The organism is Rhizobium sp. YJ-22, assembly GCF_029601685.1.
Taxonomy (GTDB): domain Bacteria; phylum Pseudomonadota; class Alphaproteobacteria; order Rhizobiales; family Rhizobiaceae; genus Metarhizobium.
In genome coordinates, this window is sequence record NZ_JARRIR010000001.1 from 725,970 (window position 1) to 745,420 (window position 19,451).

Below are 19,451 nucleotides of genomic sequence, written 5' to 3' on the forward strand. Positions count from 1 at the left end.
GCAGTTCTTGATGAGATCGCGCATGGTGATCTCGCCCTCGCCCTCGATGTTGGGCGGGCGGGTTTCGAGGCGCACCACATGCGGCTGCTGCAGTTGCAATTCGGCGGTGTCCTCGCAGGTGATGATGCGCTCGTCGGTGTCGATGTAGCGCGTCAGGCAGTTGAGCAGCGTGGTCTTGCCGGAACCCGTGCCGCCGGAGATGACGACGTTGCAGCGCACGCGGCCGATGATCTGCAGGATCGTCGCCCCTTCCGGGGTGATGGCGCCGAACTTGACGAGCTGGTCGAGGGTCAGCTTGTCCTTCTTGAATTTACGGATGGTCAGCGCCGGGCCGTCGATGGCCAGCGGCGGGGCAATGACGTTGACGCGCGAGCCGTCCGGCAGGCGCGCGTCGCAGATCGGGCTCGATTCATCGACGCGCCGGCCGACCTGGCTGACGATGCGCTGGCAGATCGACAAAAGCTGGGCATTGTCGCGGAAGCGGATATCCGAGGCGATCGACTTGCCGCCGACTTCGATGAAGGTCTGGCCGGCGCCGTTGACCATGATGTCGGCGATGTCGTCGCGGGCCAGCAACGGCTCCAGCGGGCCGTAGCCGAGCACGTCGTTGCAGATGTCTTCGAGCAGCTCTTCCTGCTCGGAGATCGACATCGCGAAATTCTTGATGGTGATGATGTCGTTGACGATGTCGCGGATTTCCTCGCGCGCGCTGTCATTGTCAAGCTTGGAAAGCTGCGACAGGTCGATCGTGTCGATCAGCGCCGAGAAGACCTGGGACTTGGTGTCGTAATAATCCTCGGTGCGCACCGGACGGCGGCGCGCGCCCTGCCCGGCGCCCGGCTGCAAGGGCGGCGGCGCCATCTGCTGGCGCACCGGCTCGGCATCCTGCATCAATACGGGCGGTGGGGCCATTTCCGCGACCGCGACCGGCGCGGCCATGGGTGCCGCGGGCACGACCCCGGCTGCCGCCTTCACCTGACCATCGCTTCCACGTTTGCCGAACATCACGAATTCCAGTTCTGTTTCCTGCGGCGTTTACTTGCGTGCCAGGAGTCCAAGCACCTTGCCGATGCCGGCGCGCTTCGGCTTCTTCATCGTCGCCCGACCGGTGATCAGGTGGGCGAGCTGCGAAAAGGTTTCCGCGGTCGGCGATTTGGCGTCGAGTTCCGAGATCATCCGCCCGCTGTTGGCGGCATTGCCGAAAAGCTGCGCATCGAAGGTGATGATGGCGACCGGATCGGTTTCCAGCGGCTCGCAGAAATCGGCGGGCGAGATTTCCGGGCGCTTAGGCACGCCGACCTGATTGAGGACGATATGCGGCGCCTTGTCGTTGGGGCGAAGCTTGCGCAGCGCATCCAGCATGTTCTTGGTGTTGCGCAGGTTGGCAAGGTCGGGAGCGGCGGTGATCACCACCTCGTCGGCGCTGGCCAGCACGTTGCGCGTCCATTCGTTCCAGGCATGCGGAACGTCGAGCACGGTAACGGGGGCGGCGCGCTGCAGCACCTCCATCACCGGCTGGAAGGCGGCATGGTCGAAATCATAGGCGCGGTCGAGCATCGAGGGAGCCGCCAGCAGCGACAGGTGCTCGGAGCATTTGGCCAGCAGGCGGTCGAGGAACACGTCGTCGAGGCGCTCGGGCGAATATACGGCCTCGGCCATGCCCTGCATCGGATCCTGGTCGAAATCGATGTTGGCGGTGCCGTAGGGAAGGTCGAGATCGGCGAGGATGACCTCGCTGGAAAACAGGTTGGAGACCACGAAGGCGCAATTATGGGCGATCGACGACGAGCCGACGCCGCCCTTGGCGCCGATGAAGGCGATGGAACGCCCAAGCGGCTCCGCTTCGGGATCGACGAAGATCGCGGCAATGGCATTGAGGATGTCGGCCATGCTGACCGGCGCCACCATGTAGTCGGAAATGCCGTTGCGGATCAATTCGCGGTACAGCGCGATGTCGTTGTAACGGCCGATGAGGATGACCTTGGTGGTGGGGTCGCAGACTTCGGCAAGCGGCGCCAGCTCGGCCATGATCCCGCCTGGCTCGGTATTGGTTTCGAGGATCAGCAGGTTGGGCGTCGGTGCGGAGGCGAACATGTTGGCCGCGGCGGAAATACCGCCGGCATTGATGCGCATGCTGACCTTGCCCATGCGCCGATCGCGACCGCAGGCTTCCATCAGCCGCAGCATCTGCTCGCTTTCGCAAAAGCTGTGGACGGAGATGCGCGGCAGCGGCCGCAGGCTCTCGACGTCGCCTGCGCGGACCGGCTCCGCGGCCTGCGAACCGCCGGCAACCGATGGCTGGATGTCATACTCGACCGTGCTCATGAGATCTCACCGGTTCCGTTCTGGCTGTTTGCGTTCAGTTGTTCGAGGTCTTGCCCTGGCCGCGATAGATCTGGATCACCTTGGTGCGGTTCTGGGCGTCGATCGGCGTCATGGCCCGCGGCGCGACGAGATCCATGGGATTGTCGAGCTGGGCGGCGAGGTTGTTCTGGCTGGCGCAGCCGAAATTGTACCAGTTCTCGTTGGACATCGTGTTGTTGGCGATGTCCTCCGGCCACTGGCCGCATTCGTTGGTCATGGCGGTGGTCGCGACATAGCTCAGCCGGATCGGCGCCGGTGCCGAGGAGGCCGTCTGGTAGCTGGTCTCGACGATGCGCGGGGCCGGGACGCCGGCCTGGGTCAGCAGGCGGCGGATATCGCGACGCATACCGTAGGCGGCAGCGGAATTGGCAGCACCCGCCGGATATTCGACGCGGAAGACGCCGGAGGAGCGTTTGCGGTAATCCTGCACGAAGCCGCTGACCGTATCGGTCATGGTCAGGATCATCCGCTGATCGCCGGAAGCGACGGGAAGATCGAGCGTATGTTCAACCTCGGCCAGCGAGATCGGATGGCGCAGCCGGTAGTCGTTGGCGATCGAGCCGGTCGCCATGCCGTCGCGATCGACATTGCCGCAGCCCTGCAGCACGGCGGCGGCGAGCGCCAGGGCCAGCACCGGGCGCAGAGTAAGAAGGGGACGGCGTCGGGTCATCGCGGAAAACTTTCCTTCGGGCTGTGTCTGTGTCATCGGCGTCTGCGTCATGGCGCAACCCTCACTTGTAGATGAAGCCGACGGCGCCGTGATATTCGCCGGATGGCATCTGGCCCTCGCGGCGGCCGTAGACCTTGTTGACACGGTTCAGGAAAAAGCCGGCGGCATCGTTTTCCGGCGAGAAATTGTCGTCGGGCTTGGCAAGCTGGTTGCGCGCCACCGGGCGCACCAGATAGGGCGTGGCGATGATGACCATTTCAGTCTCGTTGCGGACGAAATCGCGGCTGCGGAACAGCGTGCCGAAGACCGGGATTTTCGACAGGCCGGGGAAGCCGCTGACCGCCTGGCGGATATCGTCGCGCACCAGCCCGGCGATGACGATCGAGCCGCCGGAGGGCAGCTCGACGCTGGTCGAGGCCTCGCGCTTGCGAATGCCGAGATAGGTGACGCCGGGGACGTTGAGGTTGGCCACCGAGGTGAAATTGCCCTCGAAGGTCGGTTCGGACACATTGGTCTCGATCTTCAGGCTGATGCGGCCGGGCGACAGCACGACGGGCGTGAAATTCAGCTCGATGCCGTATTCCGTCGTGGTGTTTTCGCGCTCGACGACCGTCTTGCCGCTCTGGGCATCCTGGCTGATCTCCTGGCCGGAGGCCAGGCGGAATTCGCCGCCGACCTTGAACTTGGCCGGCTGGCCGGAAATCGCCGTCAGGCTCGGTTCGGCCAGCGTGCGCATGACGCCGGCCTGTTCCATGGCGTTCATATAGGCGGCGATGTCGAGGCCGCCGACGGTGCCGCGTGCGAAATTGCTGGCAAACCAATCGGTGGAGGCGCCGAGATTGGTCGGGTTGCGGAAGGTGATGGCCCCGTCCGTGCCGCCGATCGAGCCGGAGAAGCCGAGCTGCTTCAGCACCGAGCGCGTCACTTCGGCGACGGTGATCTTCAGCGTCACCTGATCCTCGCCCTCGATGGTCAGAAGGTTGACGATCTGCGATTCCTGGCGATCCTCGGCGAAGATCGCGACGGACCGGTCGCCGTTGCCCTGGGCGGTGGCGACGGTGTTGCGGGTCGTCGCCTCGCCACCCTTGAGGAAGGCCGACGCCAGGCGTTCGGCCTGGGCGGCATCCTGCGGCGTGCGCACCGTGCCGGTCAGCACGATGTTGTCGGAGACGATCTCGACCTTGATGTCGGAGCCGGGAATGAAGCGACGCAGATTGCTTTCCAGGCCGGTGATGTCGCGCTCGATCTCGATCTCGAGGCTGACGATCTCCTCGCCGTTCGGCCCGAAGATGAAGACGTTGGTCTGGCCGACCGATTTGCCGAACAGGTAGATGCGCCGTGAGGTGCGGGTCACGGCATCGGCCATTTCCGGATCGGAGACGAGGATGTCGTGGGCGTCGGTCGGAAGGTCGACGACGACCGCCTTGTTGAGGCCGAGCTTGACGCGTTTGCTGACGCCGGGGCCTGTGCGGGCGATGCGCATGACGGTATCGGCCGCCCGCGCCTCGCCGGCCGGCACACCGGTGACGAGCTGTCCGGGAAGGCCGGAGAAGACGAGGCAGAAGCTTAAGGCCCCTGCGGTGAAAGAGCGAATTTTTCTGCTGACGATGCTCATGTCCAACCGCTCCCGCATCACATCTTGTTGCCTTCGGCGGATTTGACGATCGCGCCGGACTTGATCACCTGAATGGACGGCGCGCTGCTGCTGCCGGTTAAGAGATAGTCGGCACCGGTGGTGTCGCTTTCCTGGGCGTCGGCCACGGAACGCAACGCCAGCGTCAACCGGTCGGCCATCTGCTGCGCGACCGCGATCACCCGTGTCTGGTCGGGGGTCAGCTCCAGCGTCGCGGTGGTGCCGACCACCGTCTTGGAACCGTCCGTCTTCTGTTCGATCTGCTGGTCGACGGCGAGCACGCGAACATTGGCCAGCACCGTCTCGGTCAGGAATCTGCCCTCGTCGTTCTTGCGCACCATGATGACGTCGACGCGGTCGTTGGGCAGGATGAAGCCGCCGGCGCCGGTGGAGACGGAGATCTCGGTGGCGACGGCACGCTTGCCGGACGGCAGGATGGAAGACATGATCCGGCTGTTGGAATCGGCGATCTTTTCCGCCCGCACGGGCTCGCCCTCGAACATCGGGATACGCACCACGGCGCCCTGCAACTCGGTCAGCGCGGCGGGGCGGTTGGCTTCGGTGATGACGCCTTCGCTGACGCTGCCTTCCGGCCACTCCATCCAGCGGATCGAATCGGCATTGAGGCGCGCGCCGACCGGCAGGTTGGCGGCGGTCACCAGCACGTTGACCATCGGCGCCTTCTGGATGATTTCCCTGGCCTGCTCGACGACCACCCGCTTGCCGCCCGCAAGCTTCATCGCCAGGAAGCCGGCAAGGCCCGCCGCCGTGACGGCGACTGCGAGAATGATGATGCGCGCGGGTTTCATGATCGTTCCTTCGGGGACTCAAATCGCTGTCCCGCAGAAGATCATCAATTCGTATACGTATGGTTAATGAGATGCTTACGGATGTGGTTAATCAAACCTGAACCGCGAAAAACGGCATGACGATCCCTCCGCCCGTCGACGGCGCTTGCGCGGGTCGACGATCAATGGCCGAGGGCGGCCGTCACCAGGGGGGAGTTCGGAAACGCGAGGAAACCGGCGATGCCGATGGCGACGCCATAGGGGATTTTCTTGGCGGAGCACAACGAATCGGGCAGTCGGATGCCCATCGCCATGACGGTATCGGCGCGGGCGCGGATCATCAGAACCAGGAGCGTGACCGCGCCGCCGATGAAGCCGACATAGACGACGAACAGCATCAGCGCCTGGTTCCATCCGAACCAGACGGCGGCAGCGGTCAGCAGCTTGGCATCCCCGCCTCCCATCACGTTCATCGCAAACAGCGAGAAACAGACGGAAAACACCACGAGGCCGGCCATCAGATGCAGGGCTAGTCCCTGCGGCGACAGGCCGGCCAGTGGAACGACGATCAAAAAGGATGCGAGCAGAATCGCGGACACGCGATTGGGGATCGTCATCGTCAGGAGGTCGCTGATCGCAGCGACCGCGAGACACAGCGGAAACACCATGAGAATGGCAGCCTGAACCATTTGCCCTCTCCCTTTCTTGCCGCGCAGTCTGCACCGGCACGTTTAAGGAACTGCAAACAGGCTCCGTGCGCCTTTATCCGCATGGGCCATGGCTTGGTCCGGGGCCGCCAATCTCGCGGCCCGAACCCGGCATCACGCCAACGATCAGCTCGGCTGATGGTCGTTCAGAGTGCCAGCCAGGTTGTTGAACGTGTTGTTGATGCTGCCGCCGAGCGCGGTGGCGCCGGTGATGAGGGCGACGGAGATCAGGGCTGCGATCAGGCCATATTCGATGGCGGTTGCGCCCGACTCGTCTTTCAAGAAACGTGCGAAAAGCTTGGTCATGTGATCCTACTCCACTTGTTGTCAGCACTTCCGCCAACTGTTTCCGTTGATCGGATGCGAAGACCTTAGAAGCAGAGCACTTTCCATCCACTTAAGGAAAAGGGTTAGCGGGACCTTAACGCACGCTGGGCGGGAAACTGGTTAACGTTTCCCCCCTGACAACAAGGACAATTCGAACGATAACGCCTCTTTCCCGACCTGCAAGGGTTGTGCGGTCCCGAAACGGGATGATCCCGTCCCATTTCGAAACCCTGGAGCGTCTCCGCCCCGTTCCGGAACTGGACGGATGCACCGCCTCGGGATGGTTTCTTCGCCATTTAACGAATAATTCACCATTCCCGCTCACATTTGGACATCAGAAGATCCGTCGCGATTCAGGAAAGCTTGAGGGATGTTGTCACGCTGCGTTGCCGCAACGATCGCTATTTTCGCCACGGCAGGCGCCGCGCGCGCCGATGACGAGATGATGCGTGTCTATATGGACCACGCCCGCGTGCTCAGGCTCGACCGCCCGGTCAGCAAGGTCATCGTCGGCAATTCCCAGGTCGCCGACGCCACGGTCGCCGATTCCCATACCATCGTCCTGACCGGCCGCAGCTTCGGCACCACCAATCTGGTGCTCCTCGACGCCGACGGCAATGCCATTGTCGACGAGCGCATCCTGGTATCGATCGACGAAGGCAGCACGGTGCGCGTCTTCCGGCGCACGGAGCGCTCGGTCCTGTCCTGCACGCCCAATTGCGAGCAGCATGCCACGCACGACAAGGCCGCCGAGTCGGGCGGCGCCGCGCCGTAGGGCGCAATCCCGCCGCGCCTTTGCTAAATTGCGAACGAGCCGCGAAACGCAATTTCAATGAACCGGCACTAGATTCCAAGTCCAGTCGACAGGTCCGGAACGGGGCAATGCAGCCAAAAGACGCAGACATCAGCCGAGACGCGCCGCGCCACGCCTGGCCGCGGCGTATCATCAGGCGTTTCTGCCGCTCGGAAGACGGCGCCACGGCCATCGAATTCGCGATGCTGGCCCTGCCCTATTTCCTGATCGTCTTCGCGATCATCGAGACCTTCATCGCCTTCACGGCGGAACAGCTCGTATCGAATGCGGTCGACGAAATGGCCAGGCGCCTGCGCACCGGCCAGATCACCTTCAACATGAACCGGACGACGGACAAGAACAGGATTCAGTTCCGCGCCGCCTTCTGCGACGAGATCGCCATCCTGATCCGATGTTCCGAAACGGAAAAGGTAACGGCGTCCAAGCTGTATATCGACATCCGCAGCTTCTCGAGTTTCGCGAACATCCCGAAGACCATTCCGCGCGTCTCCACCGCCACCTTCGCCGATCTCGATACGTCGGGCTTCCAGTACAATCCCGGCGGCCCGAGCTCGATCAACATGGTGCGCGCCTATTATCGCTGGCAGATCATGACGGATATCGTGCGGCCGTTCATCACCACCATCCGGTCGAGCGGCGGCGGCATGCCGACCGACTTCCTGATCGTCGCGACCTCCGCTTTCCAGAACGAGGCCTATCCCTGATGATCGGTCGCCGGTTTGACCTCCGCATGAAAAACGGGGACGGCGTGCTGCAGCGCCTGGCATCGCTTGCCCGCGACCGGCGCGGCATCGGCGCGGTGGAATTCGCGCTGCTGGCGCCGCTGCTGCTGATGCTCTATATCGGCGCTTTCGAGATCACCGTCGGCCTTTCCGTGTCGAAGCGGGCGACACGCGCCGCAGGCGCCGTCGCCGACCTGGTGACGCAGCAGGACAAGCCGGTCGACAAGACCTTCCTGACCACCATGTCCGATGTCGCCGACGCGATCTTCGTGCCCTATTCGACCAGCAACCTGACCCTGAAGATCACCGGCGTCACGCTCGACGCCAACGCCAAGGCCAAGGTGAAATGGTCCTGGCAGAAGGGCGGCACGGCGCCCTATCAGGTCAATGCGCCGGTGCAGGTGCCGGCCGACCTGCAGCAGGCCAACACCTTTCTGATCCATACCGAACTCAGTGTGCCGCATCGTCTGATGCTGTTCATGGCGGACAACCTGTCGATGGACACGATGTCGATCACCATCAAGCGCGAATATTTCTTCCGCCCGCGCACCGGCGACAGCGTCGAGTGCAGCAACTGCTCCTCCTGATCCCGCCTTTTGCGGCAATTTGCAAAGCTTGGCCCGCCAGAGTATGCATGACCGCTCAAGCGTAGCGGCCGGCACGGCCGGCATTGTCGACGGGTGACGGATGGCGCGAGCCTTTCTTTTCGTACTGGATTCCTTCGGCGTCGGCGGCGCGCCGGACGCGGCGCAATATGGCGACGACGGTGCCGATACGCTCGGCCATATCGCCGAATTCTGCGCCGCGGGCGCCGCCGATCGGGCGGGCCTGCGCGCCGGGCCGCTGAAGCTGCCGAACATGTCGGCGCTCGGCCTGATGCAGATCGCCGAAATGGCGAGCGGAAGCCTGCCGGCCGGGATGCCGGTGCCCGAGCGCATCTTCGGCCTGCACGGGGCGGCGAGCGAAGTCTCGCGCGGCAAGGACACCCCATCGGGACATTGGGAGATCGCCGGCACGCCGGTCGATTTCGACTGGGGCTATTTCCCGGGCGAAGGCCCGGCCTTTTCCGACGAACTGGTCGACGCCATCTGCGCGGCGGCGGGCATTCCCGGCATCCTCGGCAATTGCCACGCCTCCGGCACCGAGATCATCGCCCGCTTCGGCGAAGAGCATATCCGCACCGCGAAGCCGATCTGCTACACCTCCTCCGACTCGGTATTCCAGATCGCCGCCCACGAGGTCTATTTCGGCCTCGACCGGCTGCTGCAGCTCTGCCAGATCGTGCGTGGCATCCTCGATCCGCTCAACATCGGCCGGGTCATCGCCCGGCCTTTCATCGGCGAGAACGCCGGCAATTTCGAGCGCACCGGCAATCGCCGCGACTTTTCCGTGCCGCCGCCGGAACCGACCCTGCTCGACCGGCTGGTGAAAGCCGGTCGCAAGGTGCATGCCGTCGGCAAGATCGGCGACATCTTCGCGCATCAGGGCGTCTCGCGCGTCATCAAGGCCAACGGCAACATGGGGCTGATGGATGCGACGCTCGCCGCCATGGACGAGGCCGGGGACGGCGATCTCGTCTTCACCAATTTCGTCGATTTCGACATGCATTACGGCCATCGCCGCGACGTGCCCGGCTATGCGGCGGCGCTCGAAGCCTTCGACCGCCGCCTGCCCGACGTGCATCGCAGGATGAAGGTCGGCGACATCGTGGTGCTGACCGCCGATCACGGCTGCGACCCGACCTGGCGCGGCACCGACCACACCCGCGAGCGCGTGCCGATCATGGCCTTCGGACCGGGCATCCGCTCGCGCTCCGTCGGCATCCGCCCCACCTATGCCGATATCGGCGAAACCGTCGCCCGCCATCTCGGTCTCGCCGCCGGCATCCATGGAAAGAGTTTCCTGTGACCGATCGTTTCAAGAAAGCCGAACTGCATTGTCATCTGGAAGGGGCCGCCCCGCCGGCGCTGACGCAAAGCCAGGCGCGCAAATACGGCATCGCCACCGACGATTTCCTCCGGGACGGCGCCTATGTCTGGCGCGATTTCGCCGAATTCATCGCCTGCTATGATCGTGTCGCCGCCGTCTTCCGCACCAGCGAGGACTATGCGCTTCTGACCGAGACCTATCTTACCGAGCTTGCCGGCGTGAATACGATCTACAGCGAGTTGATCGTCTCGCCCGATCACGGCAAACGCATCGGCCTCGGCGCCGATGCCTATATCGCCGGCATCTGCGACGGTATAGAGGCGGCCAGGGAAAAGACCGGCATCGAGTGCCGGCTCATCGTCGTCGGCGAGCGCCATTTCGGCCCGGAAAGCGTCATCGAGGCCGCCGAATATGCGGCAAAGGCGAAGAATCCGCTGATCACGGGCTTCAACATGGCGGGCGAGGAGCGGATGAACCGCGTCGCCGACTATGCCCGCGCCTTCGACATCGCCCGCGATGCCGGGCTCGGCCTCACCATCCATGCCGGCGAAGTCTGCGGCGCCTTCTCCGTCGCCGATGCGCTCGATCTGGTGCGCCCGGCGCGCATCGGCCATGGCGTGCGCGCCATCGAGGATGCCGGTCTCGTCCGGCGGCTGGCCGACGAGGGCGTGGTGCTGGAAGTCTGCCCGGGCTCGAACATTGCGCTCGACGTCTTCCCCGACTTCCGGTCGCATCCGCTTCGGGCGTTGCGCGATGCCGGCGTCAAGGTGACGATCAATTCCGACGATCCGCCCTTCTTCGCCACGTCGCTGAAGCGCGAATACGAGATCGCTTCCGACATCATGGGATTTTCCGACGCCGAGATCGACGCCATGACCCGCACGGCGATCGAGGCGGCTTTCGTGGATGAGGCGACGCGGACGCGCCTGCGCGGCGCGCTCTGAGCGCCGGTCGCTGGGGATGATCGCGCAAAAGCCGCATCCTCTCTTGCGGCCTTTGCGCTTTCCGTGAAAGAAACAAGACAGTTCTCTCCACCCGCAATTCCAAAAAGGGGATATCCATGGACGGCGTCACAGTCATCGATCATCCGCTCGTGCAGCACAAACTGACCATCATGCGCAAAAAGGAAACCTCGACCGCGAGTTTCCGGCGGTTGTTGCGCGAAATCTCGACGCTGCTGTGTTATGAAGTCACGCGCGATCTGGAACTGACGATGGAAACCATCGAGACGCCGATGCAGGAAATGCAGGCGCCGCTGCTGGAAGGCAAGAAGCTGGTCTTCGCCTCCATCCTGCGCGCCGGCAACGGGTTGCTGGAAGGTATGCTGGAGCTGGTGCCCTCGGCACGCGTCTCGCATATCGGCGTTTATCGCGACCACGATACGCTGCAGGCCGTCGAATACTTCTTCAAGGCCCCGGAAGACATCGCCTCGCGCCTGATCATCGTCGTCGATCCAATGCTGGCCACCGGCAATTCCTCGATCGCCGCTATCGACAAGCTGAAGGAGCGCGGCGCCAAAAACATCCGCTTCCTCTGCCTGCTGGCCGCCCCCGAGGGCATCAGGAACTTCACCGCCGCGCATCCCGACGTGCAGGTCTATACCGCCGCCATCGACAGCCATCTCAACGAGCAGGGTTATATCATGCCCGGTCTCGGCGATGCGGGCGACCGCATGTACGGCACCAAATAAGGCGGCTTTTACCTTTCCCGCCACAAATGCCCGGAACAGTGCAGTTTCCGGGCATTTTCATGATTGCGTTAGCGGCACGGAAAGCGGCGGTGAGCTAGGCTTCGCTTCTGTTTGCCACCGGATGCCATCCATGCTTGCGCGTTTTGCAGTCATCGCCGCCCTCGCCGCCGTTGCCGCCACGCAGATCCCTGCGCTCCTGCAATCCCCGACGCCGGAAGTCACGACGCCGGTGATCAAGGCTGCGCCCCCTGCGCATACAGCCGCCGCGCCGGCCGGCAGCGTACAACTCGCCGCCGACGGCAACGGCCACTACAGTGGCAGCTTCCGTATCAACGGCAAGCCGGTCGACGGGCTGATCGATACCGGCGCCACCTTCGTCGCCCTCAACGAAAGCACCGCCCGCCGCCTCGGTTTCACCGCCAACGGCCTCGATTTCGCCTATGCCGTCAACACAGCCAACGGCCAGACCAAGGCCGCCCGCATCACGCTGGACCGCATCGAGATCGGCTCTCTGCGCGTCCGCCAGGTCGACGCCTTCGTGCTGCGCGATGCGGCTCTGTCGCAGACGCTGGTCGGCATGAGCTTTTTGCAGAAGCTCGGCTCCTACCGCGTCGCCGACGGGACGCTGGAACTACGCCAGTAGCGTTTTGGGCCGGGTCCTATCGATGCGGCGGACAATGACCGGGCGAGGCGTGGGCTCCTCCTCCGACAGCGTGTAGCAATCGAGGAAAGCGTGCTCCGCACGGGCGGCCGAGGCTTCGTCGCCTGCGTGGACCATGGCCAGCGCATCGCCCTTCTGGATACGGGTGCCAAGCGGCAGAATGCGGTCGAAGCCGACGCGGTGGTCGATGGCATCGGTCGGCAGCCGGCGGCCACCGCCGAGTTCGATCACCGCCATGCCGATGTCGCGCGCCTCGCAGGACGACAGCCAGCCGCCGCGCGGCGCGAGGATGGCGCGGGCGACCGGCGCCTTTGCGAGATAGACCTCCGGGTTTTCGAGGAAATCGGCGGGGCCGCCGAGCGCGCTGACCATGCGGGCGAACACTTCGGCGGCGCGGCCATCCGCCAGCGCGGCACGGGCCTGAGCCTCGCCACGCGCGGCATCCGCAGCCAGTCCCGATTGCACCAGCATTTCCGCGGCAAAGGCCAGCACCACCGTCTCCAGCCGCGTGCCTGCCTTGCGGCCTGCGAGGAAATCGACGCAGTTGCGGATTTCGACGGCATTGCCGGCGGCGTCGGCCAGCGGTTCGTTCATGTCGGTCATCAAGGCCGAGGTTTTGACCCCGGCCCCGTTGGCGACGTCGACCAGCGATTGCGCCAGTTCGATCGCGTCCTCCACCGTGGTCATGAAGGCGCCGGAGCCGATCTTCACGTCCAGCGCCAGCGTCTGAAGGCCGGCGGCCAGTTTCTTCGACAGGATGGAGGCGGTGATCAGCGGCACGGAATCGACGGTGGAGGTGACATCGCGAATGGCGTAGAGGCGCTTGTCGGCCGGCGCAAGTGCGGCCGTCTGGCCGATGATGGCGCAGCCGATCTCGCGCACGATGCGGCGGAAACGGTCGCCCTCCGGCATGATCGTATAGCCGGGAATCGATTCCAGCTTGTCGAGCGTGCCGCCGGTATGGCCAAGGCCGCGACCGGAAATCATCGGCACCGCCAGCCCGCAGGCGGCGGCAATCGGCGCCAGCATCAGCGAGACATTGTCGCCGATGCCGCCGGTCGAATGCTTGTCGGCCACGGGACGGCCGATATCGCGCCAGTCGAGCACCTCGCCGGAATCGCGCATGGCAATGGTCAGCGCCACCGTTTCGGCCGGCGTCATGCCGCGAAACCAGGTGGCCATGGCAAAGGCGCCGACCTGCGCCTCGGCGATCTCCTGGCGCGCCATGGCGGCGATGAAGGCGGAAATCTCCTGCGCCGTCAGCGTTTCGCCATCGCGTTTGCGGCGGATGATTTCCTGTGGAATCATGTGGGTCACCCTGTCATGCGGCTGGACGAAAACGGGCCGGACAACATGGCGACGAAGGCGTCGAGCAGGCCGGAAGCCCCGAAACGAAAGGTGGACGGCATTGCCCAGTCGGGGGCGAGAATGGTGCCGGCGAGGCTGAGATAGAGATCGGCATCGGCCACCGTGCGGATGCCGCCGGAGGGCTTGAAGCCGACGCGGCCGCCGCGCTGGCGAATGGCGCGCAGGACGATATCCGCCGCCTCCAGCGTCACGCCGACCGGGGCGCGACCGGTGGAGGTCTTGATGAAATCCGCCCCGGCATCGATGGCGGCAAGCGTCGCCCGCTCGATCAGCGCGGTTTCCTTGAGCGTCCCGGTTTCGAGCACGGTCTTCAGCACAACCGGCGCCGGGCAGGCCTGACGCACGGCCTGCACCACCTCTTCCAGGGCCGCAAAATCGCCCGAGAGCAGCCGGCGATAGGGGATCACCAGATCGATCTCGTCGGCGCCGTCGGCAATCGCCTCGCGGGCTTCCGAAACCACATCGGCTGCCTCGCCTTCGCCATCGGGAAAATTGACGACCGTGGCGATGCGGATCGCATGGCTCGGTCCCAGTTCCAGCCGTGCCCGCGGCACGAAGCGCGGCTGGATGCAGATGGCGGCGACATTGCCGAAGGGAGTCTGCGCCCGTGCGCAGAGCCTGTCGATGGCCTCAGGCGTGCAGGACGCGTCGAGATCGGTCAGGTCGAGCAGCGAAAGCCCGACGGCAGCGGTTTCGCGCAGGCTGTGATTGTCCATGATCGTCTCCCTTCGGCATGCATGATCCTCGGAACCCGAATCGATTTAAGGCCGCCATGATGCAGATTTTTGACGATGAGAACACCCCGCGGGCGCTGCCGTTCCTTTCCCTCGCGTTTCTCCTGCCGCATTTCCGGACGGGACCCCGGGCTCCGCTTTTCCGGAAAATGCCTTATCCGGCCATCATGCGCGCCAGAATATCGGCCAACCGCCGGCCGCCGACGGGCGCCATGTCCTTGGTTTCCTGATGGCTGATTTCGCCGCCGGTCATGCCGGCGCCGAAATTGGTGATGACGGAAGCAGCCGCCACCTTCAGCCCGAGGAAACGGGCGAGGATGACCTCCGGCACGGTCGACATGCCGACCGCATCGGCGCCGAGGATGCGCGCCATGCGGATCTCCGCCGGTGTTTCGAAACTCGGGCCGGAGAACCACATGTAGACGCCTTGCGACAGCGGGATATCCAGCGAAGCCGCCGCCGCCCGCATGCGCCCGGCGAGACCGGCGTCATAGGCGCTGGTCATGCCGACGAATCGGCCGTCGCTCTCCTCGCCGATCAGCGGGTTCATGCCGGAATAGTTGATATGGTCGGTAATCTGCATCACCGAGCCCGGCGGCATATCCTCGCGCAGCGAACCGGCGGCATTGGTGAGGATCAGGTTCTCGATGCCGAGATCCTTCAAAATCTCCAGCGGACGGCGCATGGCGGTCGCATCGCCCTTCTCGTAATAATGCACGCGGCCGGAGAGCATGAGCATCGGCACGCCGCCGAGCAGCCCGGCGACCAATTCGCCGGCATGGCCGGAGACGCCGCCCACCGGAAAGCCGGCGAGATCGGCATAGGGGATGCGCACCGCATTCTCAACCCGCTCGACCAGGGACCCCAGGCCCGAACCGAGAACGATGGCATGGCGCGGCGCGAAATCGCCGAGCCGGCCGGAAATCAGGGCGCCGGCGGTCATCCGAGAATCTCCGTCTTGAAGCTGAAGGGCAGCAGTTCCTCCATGGTCATCGTCTTGCTGACGCCGACCTCGTTGCAGAGATAGATGCGGGTATCGGCGCTGGCGAATTCGGCGATCTTCTGGCGGCAGCCGCCGCAGGGCGGGCATTCCGCCAGCTTTTCGGCGATGACGGCCATTTCGACGATCTTCTTGGCTCCGCCCATGATCATGGCGCTGATCGCCGTCGGCTCCGCGCACCAGCCTTGCGGGAAGGAGAGGTTCTCGATGTTGGCGCCGGCATAGATTTTCCCGTCCTCGGCGCGGATCGCCGCGCCGACCGGGAATTTCGAATAGGGCGCATGGGCAAACGCCATGGCGCCGCGCGCGGCTTCGAACAGTTCCTGCGACATGTCTCAACGCTCCTTCGTATAGGGGACACCGCCGGCCTTGGGCGGACGGGCAACGCCGATGAAGCCGGCCAGCAGCACGCAGGTCAGCACATAGGGCAGCGCCTGGAAGATTTGTACCGGCACCTCGCCGATTCCCGGAATGGCCTTGCCCTGCATGAAATTGGCGAAGGCATCGAGGAAGCCGAACAACAGGCAGGCAAACATCACCGGCACCGGCTTCCACTTGGCGAAGATCAGCGCGGCCAGCGCGATATAGCCCTTGCCGGCCGACATGTCCTTGATGAAGGCCGCCGATTGCGCCACCGCCAGATAGGTGCCGGAAAAGCCACAGAGAATGCCGGCGCAGATGACGGCGCGATAGCGCAGCCAGGTGACCGAGATGCCGGCCGTATCCACCGCGCCCGGATTTTCACCGACGGCGCGCAGGCGCAGGCCGAAACGGGTGCGATAGAGAATCCACCAGGAGATCGGCACGGCCAGGAAAGCCATGTAGGTGAGGATATTGTTGCCGGAGATGACGTTGGCATAGAGCGGCCCGACGACCGGCACGCCGCGCAGCGCGTCGGCGCCGGGCAGGATGATCGGCGAGAAGCGCCCGTCCGGCGGCAGTTGCGGCGTGCGCCCGCCCTGCCCGAACCAGGCCTGGCCCAGGACGATGGTTAGACCCGCCACGAAAAAATTGATAGCGACGCCCGAGACGATCTGGTTGCCGCGATTGGTGATCGAGGCAAATCCGTGCAGGATCGAGAAGGCGACGGAAACGCCGATGCCGGCGAGCAGCCCCAGCCAGGGCGAGCCGGTGACATAAGCCGCGCAGGCCGCCGCGAAGGCAGCCGCCAGCATCTTGCCTTCCAGCCCGATGTCGAAGACACCGGCGCGTTCGGAAAACAGGCCGGCCAGCGCCGTGAACACCAAGGGCACAGAAAGGCGGATGGTGGAGCCGAGAATGCTGACGAGAATATCGAACAAATCCATCGTCTCAAACTCCCCGCTTGGCCATGGAATAATAGAGCCGCGCCAAAGCCGGACGGCACATATATTCGAGCGCGCCGGCGAACAGAATGACGAGGCCCTGGATGACGACGATCATCTCGCGGGTTATGTTGGGCATTTCGAAGGATACCCAGTCGCCGCCCTGATAGAGGATGCCGAACAGGATGGCGGCCAGGACGATGCCGGCGGGATGGTTTCGGCCCATCAGCGACACGGCGATGCCGACGAAGCCGGCGCCGCCGACGAATTCCACCTGCAGGCGGGCGGACGCGCCGAGCACCGGGTTCAGCGCCATCATGCCGGCGAGACCGCCGGAGATCAGCATGGCGATGATGACGGTGCGCGAATAGGGAATGCCGGCATAGACGGCGGCCGTCGGGCTGATGCCGAGCGTGCGCATCTCGTAGCCGAGCTTGGTGCGCCAGACGAGCAGCCAGACGACAAGACACATGGCAAGCGCGATCAGGAACGAGACGTTGAAGGGCGCAGGTCCCAGCTTCAGCCCGAACAGCGCCATCAGCCAGTCGAGCTTCGGCAATTGCCCGCCTTCGAGGAAGGTGCGGGTTTCCGGCGCCATCTTGCCGGGCACGATCAGCACGTTGACCAGCAGATAGACCATCAGCGCCGCGCCGATGAAATTGAACATGATGGTGGTGATGACAATATGGCTGCCGCGCTTGGCCTGCAGGAAGGCCGGGATGAAGGCCCAGGCCGCGCCGAAGATCGCAGCCCCCGCGATCGCGAAGGGCATGGTGACATACCAGGGTACGTAACGATCCAGCGCCAGCGCAACGAGTGCGGCGCCGAGCCCGCCGATATAGGCCTGGCCTTCCGAGCCGATGTTGAACAGGCCGGCATGGATGGCGACCGCCACCGAAAGCCCGGTGAAGATGAAGTTGGTGGCGTAATACAGCGTGAAGCCGATGCCTTCGCCGCTACCAAGCGCGCCTTCCAGCATCAGCGCCAGCGCATCGAACGGATTTTCGCCGATAAACCAGACCACCAACCCGGAAAAGAAGAAGGCCAGCACGAGGTTGATCAGCGGGATGAGGCCGTAGGTGATCCAGCCCGGCAAGGGAAGTGAAGCGGTATTCATCGGGGCCTCATGCGGCAATGCCGGCCATCATCAGGCCGAGGGTCTGTTCACCGGCATCGGCCGTCTTCTCGCCGACGATCTGGCCGGCGAACATGACGAGGATACGGTCGGAAAGGGCGCGGATTTCATCCAGCTCGACGGAGACGAGGAGCTGCGCCTTGCCGGCATCGCGCATGTCGATGATACGGCGGTGAATGAATTCGATAGCGCCGATATCGACGCCGCGGGTCGGCTGGCCGATCAGCAGCAGCTTGGGATCGCGCTCGATCTCGCGGGCGACGACGATCTTCTGCTGGTTGCCGCCGGAAAAATTCGCCGTCTTCAGCCGTGGGTTCGGCGGGCGGATATCGTATTTCTCGATCTTGTCGACCGCATCCTTGCGGATCGCGTCGAGATCGAGGAACATTCCGCCATATTTCGGGTCGCGATGGTAGCCGAGGATGGCGTTCTCGTATTCCTCGAACCTGAGAACGAGACCCATATGGTGGCGATCCTCGGGGATATGCGCCAGACCAAGGTCGCGCAGGCGCGCCGGGTCGGCACGGCCGATGGGAATGCCGTCGATGAGGATCTCGCCGGAGGTCGGAGGCCGGATGCCGGAAATCGCCTCCAGCAGTTCCGACTGGCCGTTGCCGGCCACGCCGGCGATGCCGACGATCTCGCCGGCGCGCACGTCGAAGGAGACGTTGTCGACCATGGTGACGCCGCGTCCGTCCTTGACCGTCAGGTTCTTCACCGACAGCACGACGGCGCCGGGATTGGCCGCGCCCTTTTCGACGCGCAGCAGCACGCGGCGGCCGACCATCAGCTCGGCCAATTCCTCGACCGTGGTTTCCGAGGTCTTGCGGGTCGCCACCATCTCGCCGCGGCGCATGACCGACACCGTATCGGTGATCGCCATGATCTCGCGCAGCTTGTGGGTGATCAGAATGACGGTCTTGCCCTGATCGCGCAGCACCTTGAGAATACGAAACAGGTGATCGGCCTCGGCCGGGGTCAGCACGCCGGTCGGCTCGTCGAGGATCAGGATCTCGGCGCCGCGATACATGGCTTTAAGGATCTCGACGCGCTGTTGCAGGCCGACGGCCAGTTCCTCGACCACCGCATCCGGATCGACTTCGAGGCCGTAATCACTCGCCAGCCGCTTGAGTTCGCCGCGCGCCCTGGTCACGCCGCCCTTCAGCAGCATGCCGCCTTCGGCGCCGAGCATCAGGTTTTCGAGCACGGTGAAATTTTCGACCAGCATGAAATGCTGGTGGACCATGCCGATGCCGGCGGCAATCGCCGCCTGGCTGTCACGGATGGCGACCGGCTTGCCGTCGATGCGGATTTCGCCGCTGTCGGCGTGATAGAAGCCGTAGAGGATCGACATCAAAGTCGACTTGCCGGCGCCGTTCTCGCCGATGATGCCATGGATCGAGCCCTTGGCGACGGAGAGATTGATATTCTTGTTGGCATGAACGGCACCGAATTTCTTGTCGATACCGACAAGCTCGATTGCGGCGCGTTCGTTTGCGGGCGCTTGGCTCACGTTTGGCGGCTCCAGAAGCGGATCGCGGCCCTTGCTCGGCGATACAGCCGGCACGCGGCGGAGCAAGCCTGGCGCGTGGGGCCTCGACCGGA

Annotated in this window: 21 protein-coding genes; 7 read left to right on the forward strand and 14 right to left on the reverse strand. The window is 64.3% G+C overall.

Features of this window, described 5'->3' with window-relative positions:
* The 7 genes from P7F60_RS03450 to P7F60_RS03480 all read right to left on the reverse strand — a co-directional run.
* A partial coding sequence (locus P7F60_RS03450) for a CpaF family protein (protein ID WP_277916292.1) occupies positions 1–1,005 on the reverse strand: 1,005 nt, incomplete at its 3' end.
* 30 nt (positions 1,006–1,035) lie between these two features.
* Entirely contained in the window at positions 1,036–2,325 is a 1,290-nt protein-coding gene (locus P7F60_RS03455) for a CpaE family protein (RefSeq protein ID WP_277916293.1), read from the reverse strand.
* Between the two features lie 34 nt (positions 2,326–2,359).
* The gene (locus P7F60_RS03460; RefSeq protein WP_277916294.1) at positions 2,360–3,034 is read right to left on the reverse strand and encodes a CpaD family pilus assembly lipoprotein; all 675 of its coding nucleotides are present in this window, start codon (positions 3,032–3,034) and stop codon (positions 2,360–2,362) included.
* Between the two features lie 61 nt (positions 3,035–3,095).
* On the reverse strand, positions 3,096–4,649 hold the full coding sequence (locus tag P7F60_RS03465) for a type II and III secretion system protein family protein (RefSeq protein ID WP_277916295.1): 1,554 nt from the start codon (positions 4,647–4,649) through the stop codon (positions 3,096–3,098).
* A 17-nt stretch (positions 4,650–4,666) separates the two neighbouring features.
* The gene (gene cpaB, locus P7F60_RS03470) at positions 4,667–5,476 is read right to left on the reverse strand and encodes a Flp pilus assembly protein CpaB (RefSeq protein ID WP_277916296.1); all 810 of its coding nucleotides are present in this window, start codon (positions 5,474–5,476) and stop codon (positions 4,667–4,669) included.
* Positions 5,477–5,637: 161 nt separating this feature from the next.
* A complete protein-coding gene (locus P7F60_RS03475; protein WP_277916297.1) occupies positions 5,638–6,144 on the reverse strand; it encodes a prepilin peptidase in 507 nt (168 codons plus the stop codon).
* 144 nt (positions 6,145–6,288) lie between these two features.
* Positions 6,289–6,468 (reverse strand): Flp family type IVb pilin, encoded by a 180-nt coding sequence (locus P7F60_RS03480; RefSeq protein WP_277916298.1) that lies wholly within the window; start codon positions 6,466–6,468, stop codon positions 6,289–6,291.
* 391 nt (positions 6,469–6,859) lie between these two features.
* On the opposite strand from P7F60_RS03480, the gene P7F60_RS03485 reads away from it, so the two are divergent.
* The 7 genes from P7F60_RS03485 (at position 6,860) to P7F60_RS03515 (ending at position 12,287) form a co-directional block, all read left to right on the forward strand.
* On the forward strand, positions 6,860–7,264 hold the full coding sequence (locus P7F60_RS03485; RefSeq protein ID WP_277916299.1) for a pilus assembly protein N-terminal domain-containing protein: 405 nt from the start codon (positions 6,860–6,862) through the stop codon (positions 7,262–7,264).
* A 107-nt stretch (positions 7,265–7,371) separates the two neighbouring features.
* Positions 7,372–8,007 carry a TadE/TadG family type IV pilus assembly protein gene (locus tag P7F60_RS03490; RefSeq protein WP_277916300.1) on the forward strand — a complete coding sequence of 212 codons (636 nt, stop codon included), beginning with the start codon at positions 7,372–7,374 and terminating at the stop codon, positions 8,005–8,007.
* Positions 8,008–8,033: 26 nt separating this feature from the next.
* Entirely contained in the window at positions 8,034–8,612 is a 579-nt protein-coding gene (locus P7F60_RS03495) for a TadE/TadG family type IV pilus assembly protein (protein ID WP_277916301.1), read from the forward strand.
* A gap of 100 nt (positions 8,613–8,712) precedes the next feature.
* A complete protein-coding gene (locus P7F60_RS03500; RefSeq protein WP_277916302.1) occupies positions 8,713–9,933 on the forward strand; it encodes a phosphopentomutase in 1,221 nt (406 codons plus the stop codon).
* Complete coding sequence (locus tag P7F60_RS03505) at positions 9,930–10,898, forward strand: adenosine deaminase (RefSeq protein ID WP_277916303.1); 969 nt, start codon at positions 9,930–9,932, stop codon at positions 10,896–10,898. Before P7F60_RS03500 ends, P7F60_RS03505 begins: the two co-directional genes overlap by 4 nt.
* Before the next feature lie 116 nt (positions 10,899–11,014).
* Complete coding sequence (upp, locus tag P7F60_RS03510) at positions 11,015–11,644, forward strand: uracil phosphoribosyltransferase (RefSeq protein WP_277916304.1); 630 nt, start codon at positions 11,015–11,017, stop codon at positions 11,642–11,644.
* Between the two features lie 130 nt (positions 11,645–11,774).
* Entirely contained in the window at positions 11,775–12,287 is a 513-nt protein-coding gene (locus tag P7F60_RS03515) for a TIGR02281 family clan AA aspartic protease (RefSeq protein ID WP_277916305.1), read from the forward strand.
* On the opposite strand, the gene deoA is transcribed toward P7F60_RS03515, so the two are convergent.
* From deoA to P7F60_RS03550, 7 genes are all read right to left on the reverse strand, one after another.
* Complete coding sequence (gene deoA, locus P7F60_RS03520; protein WP_277916306.1) at positions 12,276–13,613, reverse strand: thymidine phosphorylase; 1,338 nt, start codon at positions 13,611–13,613, stop codon at positions 12,276–12,278. The genes P7F60_RS03515 and deoA overlap by 12 nt on opposite strands.
* A gap of 5 nt (positions 13,614–13,618) precedes the next feature.
* Positions 13,619–14,389, reverse strand: a complete 771-nt coding sequence (gene deoC / locus P7F60_RS03525; RefSeq protein ID WP_277916307.1) for a deoxyribose-phosphate aldolase — start codon at positions 14,387–14,389, stop codon at positions 13,619–13,621.
* A 172-nt stretch (positions 14,390–14,561) separates the two neighbouring features.
* Positions 14,562–15,350 carry a purine-nucleoside phosphorylase gene (locus tag P7F60_RS03530; RefSeq protein WP_277916308.1) on the reverse strand — a complete coding sequence of 263 codons (789 nt, stop codon included), beginning with the start codon at positions 15,348–15,350 and terminating at the stop codon, positions 14,562–14,564.
* Positions 15,347–15,739, reverse strand: coding sequence for a cytidine deaminase (locus tag P7F60_RS03535; RefSeq protein WP_277916309.1), 393 nt, complete (start codon positions 15,737–15,739; stop codon positions 15,347–15,349). The genes P7F60_RS03530 and P7F60_RS03535 overlap by 4 nt, the downstream gene beginning before the upstream one ends.
* A gap of 3 nt (positions 15,740–15,742) precedes the next feature.
* Complete coding sequence (locus tag P7F60_RS03540) at positions 15,743–16,714, reverse strand: ABC transporter permease (RefSeq protein WP_277916310.1); 972 nt, start codon at positions 16,712–16,714, stop codon at positions 15,743–15,745.
* 4 nt (positions 16,715–16,718) lie between these two features.
* Positions 16,719–17,828: an ABC transporter permease gene (locus P7F60_RS03545; protein ID WP_277916311.1), complete on the reverse strand. Its 1,110-nt coding sequence runs from the start codon at positions 17,826–17,828 to the stop codon at positions 16,719–16,721.
* Between the two features lie 7 nt (positions 17,829–17,835).
* A complete protein-coding gene (locus P7F60_RS03550) occupies positions 17,836–19,359 on the reverse strand; it encodes an ABC transporter ATP-binding protein (RefSeq protein WP_277916312.1) in 1,524 nt (507 codons plus the stop codon).
* Between the last annotated feature and the right edge of the window lie 92 nt (positions 19,360–19,451).